Here is a 12888-nt window from a genome sequence, read left to right as displayed (position 1 = left end):
TGAATTAACATGGCTTCCCTGCCATGAGACTCTGTTTTTTTATTTCCTGCGTGATTCAAGCCATTTCCGGCGATGGTCGCGCTCCCAGTACTTTGGCTGAGCCAGAATACCGAGCTTTTTCAATACCTGCGGCAGGTAAGCCCAAACAGCATTCGCGTCGATCAACTCCACACGATACTCTTTCATGACTTTATCCACGCGTTTCTTTGCCGCCTTTTTGCTTGGACTAACAGCCTTCCCGTTCAATGTATCGGCTGGCAAGAACGTTGCTCGGGCCTTTGGAACCGGCATATGTTTCAGACGTTGCACAAAGTCAGGGTCCAGCCTGCAATCCTGTAGCAGTTTCCTGTCATAGAACGCTAATCGGGATACAAGATTATCCAACTGTGACAGGCTTCTCAGCATTAGTTCCTGTTTACCCGGAGATAAACGCAGCTCCATACGTAGAAAATCTTCAAATTGGTGTTTTTTCAACACTATCTGCGCAGTTGCATACCGTTTCTTGTCACTCAGCGTAGGCGCGTTTGCTTTCTCGTAGGCGGAGAGAACCAGAGTTGTTGAACCCAGCCGCAGACCCTCCTGCTCTCCATGCAGATCATTGAATTTGCCATCATGTACCTTCGAAAGGCTGATTAGGTAGTCATGCAGCTTCAACCCAATGACATCCAGCGCATAATGAATGGTCGTGACCCATGCGCCTCGTAATCCTTTGTAGAGATATTCTCCCAACCGTCCTTCACGTCCCAACCAAATGAATAGGTCTGTAATCTCAGTGGCTGCGCAGTGCTGAGGACTGAGCTCCATGCGAACAACACCGCGATCCTTGCCCGTCGGAGCAAAGTGAATTACCAACATCAACGGATGATTGGCCACTTTATTCGCAAGGCGGATCTCTACAACGGAGCGATACAGTCCACCACACTCCTCACGACCAGCAGGACGGCACTTAACCGTGTATTTACTACTGGACTGGAGCCCGAATAAGCATTCAACCAACTTTTTATTTTGTCGACGGCTGTGCAGGTCAATGACCAGTGCCAGTTTATCCAAACGAGCTAAGCAGGAATGACCGATACAGCTATGCCCCAGAGAAACTGAATGAGTCAGGTTGTCCACACGTTCACGATTAAATATTTTTTTCATTGCCAACTCCCGGTATTTCAATGACCGGCTGATAGGCAATAGCAGTTACCCACGGATAAGGGGATTATCACCACTATTGCTCTGTGAATACGTAGCCTCATATAGCTTCTTTACCCAGGGGCTATATGAGGCTTACAGATGCAAGTTAGTGGCGATCAGATAGCGCTACTTTTTGCAGGTTATCGATGCGTTCCTGGATCTCATCCATGCGCCAAGCGACACGACGGGCACCAATCTGCACGGGTTCAGGAAAGAACCCTGCTTTGATCTGGCGATACAGTGTTGCTCGTGATACCGGATAGATTTCCAAAACCATTTTTAGGGGAATAAGTTGTACGTTTTTCATATCGATAAGTGTCTTTGGTTACGTGCGAAGCGTGCACGTAGCGCCTTTACAACTTTCGTTTTCTTATTCACTTCCGGCGTTTTAGCGGCACATTCGACCTAAAATTGGTATTTCTCTGATGGTATGACGGTCATAACAATCAAAAGCGTCTTTTCCCAGATATAGACATGTGTTATGACGGTCATAGATATGTTTTTGAAACCACATTTATGACGGTCATAAAACCTCATGAGGAACACTATCGAGAAACGTATGAATAAATCTGATGACAAGAAAAAAAAACGACCTGACAACGCAATGGTCAAGCGTAAGAGCCGAAGTAGCCTTTCAGGGGAGTTTGGCCCCAGGCTTGCATTCAACATGCATGAAGATGATCAAGGCAGGCTGCTTGAAATCGCTCAATGGCTAGATGAGAGCGACTACCGCACTATTAAGCGTGGGAAAGGGAAAATCTATCGTGAAGCGGTGAGTCACCTTATCAATATGTTCTATATAGACACTATCTGTTCCCCGAGGACAAAAGCAGCCAAAAAACTGGCAGAGTTATATCGAGAGCACTATAAGCTTCACAGGCTAGATAACATGACCAAAATGAAACGAAAGGCACAATTATCTAAACTATTCCCGACTCCTGATGCGATTGCTAAAGGCAAACTCACAGTAAATACGGCCCAATGGAACACTAAGCACCTTGACCAATTATCGGATTACTGTTGGGTTGCTAATACTTTGGTGCAACTTGATAAATCCAAGAAATAGTGGGTACGCTAACTTGTCCCACATGACGTCATAGCCGAATCGTTGACGATATCCGCGCTATCAAATGTGATGGACGTCTGTCATACAGCACCGTCGTGCTGATATCACTATGCCCCGCCAACTGGCGCACAATGTTGATATCAGCGCCCTGCTCCAGTAAGCGAGTAATGAACGTCCGACGAAGGTCGTGAGGGGTAAAACCGTTGATGCCAGCGCTCCCCCCTAATTGCTGAAGTATGCTGGTCAATCCCGCAGTGGTCAGTAAATGGGGCTCCGGTTTACCAGTGCGATGTATCCGCGTGAACAGTGTTTCACCATTCCCCTTAACGGCGATCCATGCCTGAATAGCTTTAGCGACTACCGGAGCCAGGGCGATTTGCCGGAACTTGCGCCCTTTTCCCTGCCGGACAGTCAGTGTCCGGCTAGCGGCATCATAGTCTAGGGAGTTTAGCGCCACTAACTCACCGGCACGTAATCCTGCGCCACACAGCGTCAGGAGAATAGCTCGGTCCCGTTTTTGGCGAGTTGCGTACCGGTGCTGTTTTGCGGCAGCGAGCAGCAATTTGATCTCTTCCCGGCTGAGAGCCCTTCCTTTGTTACAACTATCGCCCCGGACACGTTTTACCGTTTTGATACGTGCAAGGGCGTCCGCGTCTAATAATTGCAAGTTGAAGGCGGTTTGGCCCACGCCCTTCAATGCCGCCAGTGCCATGTTGATCGTCGCCACCGCATACCCATTATCCAGCAGGGAAGCCCGGACCTTCGCAACGTGAAGATAGCGCAGCCCTGCCCAGTCATAATGTTCGGCCTCAACACCACATTTAAGGATGCCCGCACTCAAATTCAGTAATGAGCGCATACTGCGCCGCCCACTGGGTGCCAAACTGCCTAACCAGACATTCAGCACCGTAGCGGATGAAAGCACTTCCGGCTGACGTGCGCTTAACGTTCCTGATTTCTTATTCTGACCCATAACAGCCTCATTAATGCACATTAACACAAGCCAGCATTACAGCAGGCCCCGTTCAGCCATCGAGACAGTGCAGTCTCCTGCAACGATAAAGTGATCCAGTACCCGCACATCAACCAGCGCCAGCGCCTGCTGGAGCGATTGCGTGATCTTGATATCCTGCTGGCTGACTTCGGTGCTGCCCGATGGGTGGTTATGCACCAAGATGACTGCTGCGGCGTTATGATATAGAGCCTGTTTTACCACCTCACGCGGATAGACCGGAGTATGGCTTATCGTGCCCTGGAACAGCTCACGCCACAGCAATACGCGATTCTGGTTATCCAGCAGCACCACACCAAAAACCTCCTGTTCGCGTAGTGCCAGCGTAAATAATAGAAAGTCTCTAACCGCATCCGGTGACGTTAATTGGCGTCCACGGCGCACCGTTGCGCTGAGCAGCTTTCTTGCTTGTTCAATCAGCGAGCGTTCAGCAGTCGTCATTGTGCGGTTCCTCCCGTGTGATGAAGAAAATAGCGTCGAGGAACAATTGGTGCATACCTGCCCGTTCTCGCAGAGAACAGCGTCTGCGGCGGATACGAGTGTAAGTACTGCTATCGAAGAAATACAGCCATTCGTCATCGATATGGATCAGCACCGTCCAATGATATTGGTCGCTGATCAAGATCACGCGTCCGGGGTGTTGAGATAGCCACCGTTGACACCGTACCAACGTAGACCGTGCTGTACGTGCAGGTTTATGTATAAAGGGACGCTGAACAGTAATGGGATAGCGCCGATAGCGACTGGATTGCAGGAAACGCAGCATTGAGACTATCGCAGGGGTTTCCATGCCATAAGCCAGGTAATCCACTACATCATGGCGTTGATGGAGGTGATCAACGAGTGCCCTAAATAGCGGAGTCCGTTTGATTCGAGGTCCATAAAGCCAGTACAGCGAATTAACAACACTGTATATTCCGCATAAGCTGTCTAGTGTTCCTTGCACAGCGGGAGTGAGTTTTTTGAATTGTTTCATTTTAAGAGCCACATTATTGTTGCTCATGACGTCATGAATATATTTTTTGCGCGCGCGTTATTAACTTGGAAATTAGCGTTTTTGATGAACAGAAACCGTGTAAATTTTCATTTTCCAATAGCGGATAAAGTTACGTTGCCAGAGTTCAAATAGCGCGCCGCCCTCCTCTACATCAATATCGCCCATTAAATAGTGCCAGACATAAGACTGACTCCAGCTAATATCCAATTCCTTTTCCAGTTCAGGCCATGGCCCCCCCATATAACTAAAATCTGTCAGATAGTCAAAATGCCATCCATTCGGTCGGGAATACAGACGAATCTCTATGGGGTGAAAGCCGCCCTGTTCCGCCGTATATTGGGGATCATGAAAATGAATAATAGTTGCTGAAGGAATATCTGGATACGTCGGTAATACGTCGCACATGATATTAAGAAATGCCTGGCTAACAGGCAAGCGTAGCCCTGACTGGTGTATTGTCATTTTCCGTTTCATCATTAATTCCGAATTCTCTATTACAATATAAACGGCACACATCATCCGCCCGGATAGCAGGGAATAAATAAAACATGGATGCTGGTGGTGTATGTTAGCCCATACATATATATGAGCCAGTGTTGGTATTATATCAAAATTGTAGTTTCAAGTAAAATAATCGCAACATGAAACTATTTATTAATCAGATGGTTACGACCACATCACTCATCATCAACTGCATTCGGTTGAGTCGTTGCCAAATCCTCTGCCACTTGGTTCAATGCCTGTTGCAGCAATTTGTCACGTGATGACGGACTCATGGTTTTGAAAAGTTGTATCCAAAGATTCAGCTTTTCATCCACTGTCAACTGAACAGCCTCACGCTCACTTTTCAGCGACATTCCCGCCGCACTAATATGGTACACGAACCCCTTTCCCCGGGTCCGTTTGCGTTTGATTTCGGGATGCAGATCAGCCAGTTTTTCCAGGCGCAGACGAGCACCTTTAGCCGTTCCTGGCATACCTTCCATACCGACGAACTCTTCTGCTGTCAGCCATGCCTGCCCGTCATTCACCTGCTCTGCGGGTAGCTGGGATTCCGAGTTACTGATCATGTTTTTAGTCATAAAAATCTCACCAGATATCAATGCGTTGTAAAAAAGAACAAAAAACCAATTAAAAGGAACTTGATAAGTCCTCTTTATTCGCTTTTAATATCCATGTACTGATTCAATGGAGTTAATACAGTGAATAACTCATCAGCATCGCAAAAAAAGCGAAGCAAGGGAAGTCCACAGGACTGGCACCGTGCCGATATCGTGGCAGCGCTGCATAAACGTGGTCTGACACTTTCGCAGCTTTCCCGTGAACAGGGGCTTGCGGCGCGAACACTCAATAACGCCTTTGAACGGCACTATCCACGTGCTGAAGGATTGATTGCCCAAGCATTAGGCATGAGGCCGGAAGAACTCTGGCCGAGCCGTTACCTTGATAAAAAGTCAAAAGGGAAGCAGGAATGAGTACTACGGTGACTCAGGTGGTTGAGAGTTTTGAATACCTGTTCTCGTCACTCTACCGGAAGGATTTTGTCAGGACATTACGCCTGAACGAATGCAGCGAAAGGGAATTATTACCACTGGTACGTTGCTACCTACTTGGGTGGTTTGCCGATCAGGTAACGCCGGAAGTTAAAAGCAAGTTGCCGGGCACGGTGCGCGGCAATGGTTACATTGATTTCATCATCGACGATGTGGCGGTGGAATTTGCAGTAAGACGCCCCACTGCTGCTCGGTCAGTGATCTCGGCGACCGTGAACAGCACAGAAATCAAGAAATTGATGAAGTATGACGGTAAGTCACTGCTGGTGCTGTTTGATTTCTCCAGCACGCCATGGACCGAAGAACAACTGGACTCATTTCGTGACTGGCCCTCACTGGGTAAAGGGAACCATAAAAAGTCGGCGTTTAATGTGGCCTATTTCTACACCACGAGACGACCACTGACGTTTCACAAAATCACTAAAAATATCCGGGTGCAGTAGCCGCTAAAGCTAGCACCCAGTTCCATCATGGCCGCGCAAATAACGTCCATGACGCTTTGATATCACGATTAATATAAAGGAGCTTCGTTTATGAAACCTCTGCTATTGGCTGCTGCCTTGTTCTCACCGCTGGCAATGTCTACCACGTTCCATCTGGCCAGCAAAACCGCCACCATGACCATTGAAATGAGCGATCAGTCAAAGTCGCCAATTAAATTTGGAATCATGGGTAACGGACCTGCTATTAACGGTATGCCCGGAGTCTGTGAAATCAGTGGTGAAGCCACATTTTGGGCAGGAACTGACTCTGGTTTAGCGTGGATGTATCTGTCGCAAGATAAAAAGACCATGGTGCTGATTAAAGGCCGTTCAGACGACAATTGGGCGGTACTCAGTCTGCTCCCACTCGGGTTTTGTGGCGTAGGCGCAGAGAACTCTATTGATGGCGTTTATACCGCCAGAAAAAAATAAAACAGCACCCTTTATGCTCAAGGTGAGGATTGGATATGGCACAGATCACGACATGGCAACACTGCCAGAAAAAACAACATGTCGCCAAACTCTTTAAACCGACGCCGCTATGCAGAAACTTTACGGCCAACGCAGGGAAAATCTCAATGTCTTCTGTACACAAAATGCTTATTGCCATGACTACCGGAATACTTCTGACTGGATGCAACACCGGAACGCCAGAATGCAACAGCGATGATGCCAAAAATCTGGTGGTCAGCATCGCAACGGAACAACTGGCAAAACAAACCGCGATGCTGAAAAAATCACAATTATCTGGTTTAGCCCCCAAGAATATCGAACAGATTAGATTCTCGGTGAACACCGTCAGGACAATGCAACACCAAAAATCACCGGAAATTTATGAGTGCGCGGCAAATTTACTGATGACGGGGCCGGAACAATCAACAACACTCCCTATCACCTACACTGTGCAACAAACTGATGACCGCAAACAGTTTCTCGTCAACGTTGTCGGCTTATAACCATTATTCACACAGGGACACGGCACACCAATAAAATAGAACTCCACTGGATAATCCATGCGAAAAAATACACCTAACAAGCGCTCTGCATTCTTTGCGTATCTTGATGCGAAAGGTATCCAGTGGAAAAGAAACGGAAAAACGACAGCAGTTTTCGGTAGTCTTCATTTACACCAACACCAGGGCAATCGCTTCAAGGTTCCTACCAACCTCTGTGTTCACGGCGATGTTCACTTTGCTGAATACAGCAAAATCCCGAAAAACATCGAGGTAACGGGAAGCCTGTATATTCATGGCTCCCCACTTTGCCGTTATAACTCGAAAATCACTATACCGGCATCATTGAAAGTCGGTTCAAACGTATACCTGTACCACTACAACGGGCGGTGGCCGATCAATATCAGCGCCATTAATGGGCATTTTTTCTGGATATACTCAGACATCAAAAGCCTTCCTGAGATCTTCGTAGTTAAAGGGGTAATGGATGTTACCGGTTCAATACTTAGAACCCCACCGTCAGATCTGACGGTGGGTGGTGATTTGAAAATGCTGGGCACTCGGGCAACTCACTTGCCAGAGCGGATGATACTGGGGGGAATATTGAATCTTGCGTTTTCGAATATTCCGTATTTTCAGGCAGGACCGGTTAAATCCAATAATGACTAAAATGGGTATAGATTTACATATCACATAATTCCTCTTTTAAAGTCTTTATATCATTTCCATATTTTTTCCCTAGCCATACGAATCGCCACGGATAATCTAGGCAGTTTCGAGCCGTTAATGACTCTAAGGTGTCTGTTAAATCTGTGGCGATTCACGCCACGATGCAAATTAAACCTTTTAAGTCAAGGTCTTACAAGATGTACAAGAGGGGAAATCACTAGTTTTATAATTCTTTTGAGCCATATCAATGGAAAAGAAAGGATTTTTTATTATGCTGGTATTCATCAGCGTACTGCAAAGAGTAAAATCAAGGGATTAAATATCACCATTCAAGGTTGAGCTTATGAGATTCCATTCCGAAGGCCCTGCCATACCGGACATCCTTTTAGAACGCTGTGATGCTGGACGAGTAGTATTCCTGTGTGGTGCTGGGGTTTCGTTACCTTCAGGGATGCCAACCTTTGTAGACCTTACTCGGTACGTAATTGAATACTTTGACCCACCACACGACTCAGAAATCATGGCTGCATTTCACCCATGGCTTCATGATCAATCTTCAGCGAATGTCCCTCTCGACCAAATTTTCAACCTTCTTCATCTGGAATATGGCAAAGATGAGGTAAATGCTTTGGTTACAAAGCGTCTGGAGGCTTCAAGGACTGACATAGAGATTGGGCGTGAGCATGCCCTGATTAAAAGAATTTCCTCAAATCAGAGTGGAATTCCACAGATTGTCACGACGAACTTTGACCGACTGTTCGAGGTTAACCAAGAGCAAGATAGCCTAACTCGATATGTGCCGCCTGCTTTCCCCAATCTGAATTTCGGTTCGACAATTGAGGGAATTACTTATCTTCACGGTCGTTTGGTCGACGAGAACGCTGTAAACCATCCTTATGTGCTGAGCAGTGCTGACTTTGGACGAGCTTACCTTTCAGATGGATGGGCGACCAACTTTATCAAGCTTCTTCTGGAACGATACATCGTTGTTTTGGTCGGTTACCAGGCAGAAGACCCTCCAGTTAAATACCTCCTTCAAGGTCTCAATCATGATGGCCAGTATGATCGTTCCAGACTTTATGCATTTGATCGTGGCCTTGCCGAGGATATCGAAGCCAAATGGCGTGACAAAGGAGTCACTGCAATAGCCTATTCAGATCATCCGGTCCTTTGGAAGAGTTTGGAAGCATGGGCTGAGCGAGCAGATGATCCGCGTCGATGGCGAGCTTCTGTTATCGCTAAAAGCCAGCAAGACCCGAAAGCTCTAGCTCCGTATGAACGTGGTCAAGTTGCCCATATACTTCGCACTGTACAAGGCGCGAAATTGTTCTCTGAAGCTATTCCCCACCCCCATCCAGAATGGCTTTGTGTAATGGATGCGAATATTCGGTCAGCCAAACAGAAGAAAAGGTATTACGAGCTTAATGACAGCAATACAGAGACCTTCAATCCGCAAGAAGTTTATGGACTTGATGACGATCAACAAGATATCTCTGACGATGAACGTAAACGTGGGGTGAGTAACGATAATCTCCTTGAATGGCGTAACAAAGATGATAATCCGTCAGATTACCATCGCTTGGCTGGGGGGATTGAGCAACCAAACAAGAAAACCGCAGAAGTCTCTGCATCTGAGTTGGCTCATATTGCTGAACGAATGCACGATCAGCTACTTTCGTTGGATGAGGAAGTTACCCTCAAATGGAAAGCTGGACATATCCTACATCGCCAGATCACCAATATATTGCATGCCTTACTTGTCACAACGTCGGGTAGTACTGGCCGACTGGCTTCACCGAAATCTTCGGACCGTCCATTGGGAGAAGCACTGAAGCGTGCGGCGGAAAGAGAGGCTTGTGCTTTTCATCCTCTCGCCGCAATCGTACTTTCATGCCCCCTAGTTTGGGCTTTCCTGAATCCAAAAGAGGATTACAAAGCCAGTGGATCTACCGTCGAAAAACTACGTACTCAGGCGGAAGAAGCCCTCAATGTATTCCAAGCCAAATACGGGACAGAAGAAGCGTGTTTCGATGTTGCATGGTTAAATCCACCTGAGCTATCCATCGTAGTAGGACGCTTAAATGTTGCAAACCCACGAACAGTCAAACAAGAAGGCTTTTTTGACCTACTTAACGTTGTTCCTCGATACTATCCTAATTCCGGTAGTACAAAATGATGGAGGAAACTACAGAAGAGCGATTTCAGATTCGTGCTCAAGTGGCGCTTGTAAAGGCCATTTTCACAAATATAGATCTGCTATCTCATCTAGAACTAGCAGCAACTAATAGTTCTGCAGACCTGCATCTAAAGATGCTCTATGGTACTACTGAAGGTCGAGCCTCAATCGTAAACGCCTATGTCACCGGTCGATTTCTGCAGTTTCGTAAGTTGTTTCCCTATCTTACTGATGAAGCGCTGGAAAATAAGATTGCCTGGAGTTTGACTGGTGCAAACCAACAACTATCGGAACAAGAAAAGAAAAACCTGGATGATCCTTCACGTTGTCTTGTACTTTTACTTACTCGCCTTGCGGAGGCTTTTCTATGCGAGGCTAATGATGGCTCATTGCGCGTAAAGTCGCGATTTTTAGATGAATGGCAGGACCTTATTCTTGTCATTCCGCCAATGCTAGTTTCCACTGCCTGGATAGCTGCCCAATCGAACATAGAGAGGAAAACTGTCTCAGAACGCAGATATTTTCAACGGAAAGTTCAGAGCTGGCTTTGCGACAGCACGTTGCCTGTAGACGATGATCCACTGCTCGATCAACTTTGTAGAGTAGAGGGATTAGATGAAACTCATATGCATCTCAACGGAACCACAGAGGCTGAAAAAGTTTGGATAGATGCTCTTAGAAATACGTCTCAGGTGGTGGGAGCAATCAGCGGAGTTATCAAGCGCGAAGATGGGATTCATGCTGCGATTGGGAACGGTGTCAACCGACTCTTGCGTCAGGAAGAGTCGACACTAACACCAAAAATCCTGAAAGAGAGGGTTGAGAAAGCCGTTGTACTAAAAACTTTCTTGCTTGAAGCCTGTAACCAAACTGGATTACATGTTTCAAGGGATCTAAGCTTGGAAGAACGATATGCTATCGCGGTTCGAAGCAGACCTGCAGAGAGTGGGTTATCCGTGATTACTGCCGAAGCGCTGCAATTAGTTGATATAATCACTAACCTAAGAGACTGCCATGGTGGTGGTATTCAAGGAGTAGCTTTCCTCTGGTACGCACTTATCCGAGCCCAATTCTGTAGGCTTTTGGTTCAGCAGGTCGGCCAAACGGGTTTTGATCAATTCCAGTACATCACCTTCAACGAGTTGCGAGAGACAACAGAGAAAGACTTTGCAGAACGTTTCCGACAGATCGATCGTGGAACTCAGCAACCAGTGGACTTTCTTGAGGGCCGTTTTGCACCTAAGGCTACGCCTGATGGAAATGCATACAGACTAATTCAGATCCTGCGAGGTTATCTCAAGTTTTTAGATGAAGAACCGAGCGGTAAATCGCGCGGTGAGCTCGCAAAGATATTTTCCAATCCGGATATACCTCATTTTTCACTTTCAGAACTCTTGCTCTTAGTGCGCTCACTCGAAGAAGGGAAGTTTGAAAATGGTAGCGAAATAGTGCCACGAAGTTTACGCCGACTTCGGCTCGGACTTGTTGTGCACTTTATCAAACGAACTGATCTGTCAGAACGCAAACGCTTCAAAGAAGGTGGATATCTTGCACCGGTGTGCAGGGATAGTAAGGCTCGGCGGGAAGCTGACCAAGCCGCTCGAGCGATGGTTGCGCTGATGAATAAAACAACTGGGCTTTCCGAGATAATACGAGGCGTCGATGCAGCCAGCAACGAGCGGCATGCTGGTCCAGAAGTCTTTGCCCAAGTATTTAGAAGGATGCGACGGGCGGGTATCAAGCGTTTTACTTATCACGCCGGCGAAGATTTTGTGCATATTGCTTCGGGTCTTCGGGCGATCAACGAGGCAGTTCGGTTTCTGGAATTATCGGCTGGTTGTCGCATTGGGCATGGTACAGCTGCGGGGTTGATTCCTGCCAAATGGTGGTCATCCATCGGTGGAACGGTGCTCCAGACGCTTGAGGATAGGCTCGATGATTTAGTTTTTGCTTGGGGGGCTTTGGTACAGAAAGGCATTTTGCTCGACAGACTACCTCGGCTCGATTTAGAGATAAGGCGATTGTCCATGCAAATTTGGCAAGACCCTTTGCTGACACCAGAGCTTCTTTTAAGAGCTTGGCATATGCGACATATAGATCCGATTGTTCGCAATTATGGAAGCCATGATGTTGATCGGGACCGTGACTGCGAGATCAAAATGTACGAGGACTGCAAGCTTCGAGAACCTGATGCCCATATGCAGTTTCTTCGTCGCCATGGCGTTGCTGTGTCCAGAGACGCCATATTGAGGAGTGGGAAGCATATCTTGATTACTCGTGATACTGATATTTTAGATCTTGAGGTTCTGGAAGCTCTACAATTGGCAACGCTAGAGTTATTACAGGAACGGCGTATTGCTATCGAAACCCTACCTAGTAGTAATGTGCGGATCAGTATCCATCAATCTTACGATGATCATCATGCTATAGGTTGGTTAGGATATGGGCGAAACTTCGGCCCAACCTCTGTTGTTCTAGGATCAGATGATCCTGGTATTTTCGCAACAAGTCTAAGAGGAGAATACGCGCACATACTTCGTGCATTGGAGGCCAATGGAGCGGGCCATGAGGCAATGGAGATCCTTGAGCGCATTAACAAAACATCCAAACGCTTCCGCTTCTAACCCTTTGAACGTGCAATGCTTAAATTGCGATTATAATAAAAAATACACACTTATATCTTTTGGCACTTCAGTTTATTCTAATAACAACTATCTAAGCTGAAGTGCCTGTAGACCATAAATATGGCGGTAAGTAGTCAAGATCTCGCCAGTTAACGTTAATGGCTCAAGCTTGGC

Annotated in this window: 15 protein-coding genes; 8 read left to right on the top strand and 7 right to left on the bottom strand. The window is 46.8% G+C overall.

All coding sequences use genetic code 11. The annotated features are described in order from the left end of the window. Positions 1-39: 39 nt before the first annotated feature. Together AB8809_RS11820 and AB8809_RS11815 are read right to left on the bottom strand one after the other, a co-directional pair. Positions 40-1143 (bottom strand): hypothetical protein, encoded by a 1104-nt coding sequence (locus tag AB8809_RS11820; RefSeq protein WP_349855905.1) that lies wholly within the window; start codon positions 1141-1143, stop codon positions 40-42. Between the two features lie 145 nt (positions 1144-1288). After that, entirely contained in the window at positions 1289-1489 is a 201-nt protein-coding gene (locus AB8809_RS11815; protein WP_181846788.1) for an AlpA family transcriptional regulator, read from the bottom strand. Positions 1490-1741: 252 nt separating this feature from the next. On the opposite strand from AB8809_RS11815, the gene AB8809_RS11810 reads away from it, so the two are divergent. Continuing rightward, positions 1742-2248, top strand: coding sequence for a hypothetical protein (locus tag AB8809_RS11810; protein WP_349855904.1), 507 nt, complete (start codon positions 1742-1744; stop codon positions 2246-2248). A 28-nt stretch (positions 2249-2276) separates the two neighbouring features. Here AB8809_RS11810 and AB8809_RS11805 read toward each other — a convergent pair whose 3' ends face one another. From AB8809_RS11805 to AB8809_RS11785, 5 genes are all read right to left on the bottom strand, one after another. Next, positions 2277-3221 (bottom strand): tyrosine-type recombinase/integrase, encoded by a 945-nt coding sequence (locus AB8809_RS11805; protein ID WP_349855903.1) that lies wholly within the window; start codon positions 3219-3221, stop codon positions 2277-2279. Positions 3222-3257: 36 nt separating this feature from the next. Next, complete coding sequence (radC, locus tag AB8809_RS11800; protein WP_349855902.1) at positions 3258-3701, bottom strand: DNA repair protein RadC; 444 nt, start codon at positions 3699-3701, stop codon at positions 3258-3260. Then, the gene (locus tag AB8809_RS11795; RefSeq protein WP_349855901.1) at positions 3688-4050 is read right to left on the bottom strand and encodes a hypothetical protein; all 363 of its coding nucleotides are present in this window, start codon (positions 4048-4050) and stop codon (positions 3688-3690) included. Before AB8809_RS11795 ends, radC begins: the two co-directional genes overlap by 14 nt. 258 nt (positions 4051-4308) lie before the next feature. Then, the gene (locus tag AB8809_RS11790; protein ID WP_349855900.1) at positions 4309-4719 is read right to left on the bottom strand and encodes a DUF2787 family protein; all 411 of its coding nucleotides are present in this window, start codon (positions 4717-4719) and stop codon (positions 4309-4311) included. Between the two features lie 215 nt (positions 4720-4934). Continuing rightward, the gene (locus AB8809_RS11785) at positions 4935-5339 is read right to left on the bottom strand and encodes a hypothetical protein (RefSeq protein ID WP_014915450.1); all 405 of its coding nucleotides are present in this window, start codon (positions 5337-5339) and stop codon (positions 4935-4937) included. A gap of 120 nt (positions 5340-5459) precedes the next feature. On the opposite strand from AB8809_RS11785, the gene AB8809_RS11780 reads away from it, so the two are divergent. The 7 genes from AB8809_RS11780 to AB8809_RS11750 all read left to right on the top strand — a co-directional run bounded on the left by AB8809_RS11780 (position 5460) and on the right by AB8809_RS11750 (position 12714). Continuing rightward, entirely contained in the window at positions 5460-5732 is a 273-nt protein-coding gene (locus tag AB8809_RS11780; RefSeq protein WP_014915451.1) for a helix-turn-helix transcriptional regulator, read from the top strand. Further along, positions 5729-6253: a hypothetical protein gene (locus AB8809_RS11775; protein WP_349855899.1), complete on the top strand. Its 525-nt coding sequence runs from the start codon at positions 5729-5731 to the stop codon at positions 6251-6253. Before AB8809_RS11780 ends, AB8809_RS11775 begins: the two co-directional genes overlap by 4 nt. Positions 6254-6343: 90 nt before the next feature. Continuing rightward, positions 6344-6724, top strand: coding sequence for a hypothetical protein (locus tag AB8809_RS11770; RefSeq protein ID WP_349855898.1), 381 nt, complete (start codon positions 6344-6346; stop codon positions 6722-6724). A gap of 35 nt (positions 6725-6759) precedes the next feature. Next, the gene (locus tag AB8809_RS11765) at positions 6760-7248 is read left to right on the top strand and encodes a hypothetical protein (RefSeq protein WP_349855897.1); all 489 of its coding nucleotides are present in this window, start codon (positions 6760-6762) and stop codon (positions 7246-7248) included. A 57-nt stretch (positions 7249-7305) separates the two neighbouring features. Next, a complete protein-coding gene (locus tag AB8809_RS11760) occupies positions 7306-7914 on the top strand; it encodes a hypothetical protein (protein WP_349855896.1) in 609 nt (202 codons plus the stop codon). A gap of 520 nt (positions 7915-8434) precedes the next feature. Then, the gene (locus AB8809_RS11755; RefSeq protein WP_349855895.1) at positions 8435-10090 is read left to right on the top strand and encodes an SIR2 family protein; all 1656 of its coding nucleotides are present in this window, start codon (positions 8435-8437) and stop codon (positions 10088-10090) included. Further along, positions 10087-12714, top strand: a complete 2628-nt coding sequence (locus tag AB8809_RS11750; protein WP_349855894.1) for a hypothetical protein — start codon at positions 10087-10089, stop codon at positions 12712-12714. The genes AB8809_RS11755 and AB8809_RS11750 overlap by 4 nt, the downstream gene beginning before the upstream one ends. Positions 12715-12888 lie beyond the last annotated feature (174 nt).

It is taken from the genome of Pectobacterium aroidearum, from assembly GCF_041228105.1.
In the GTDB taxonomy this organism is placed as follows: Bacteria; Pseudomonadota; Gammaproteobacteria; order Enterobacterales; family Enterobacteriaceae; genus Pectobacterium; species Pectobacterium aroidearum.
Note: the sequence above shows the minus strand (reverse complement) of the source record. Positions and strands in the feature narration are given on the sequence as shown.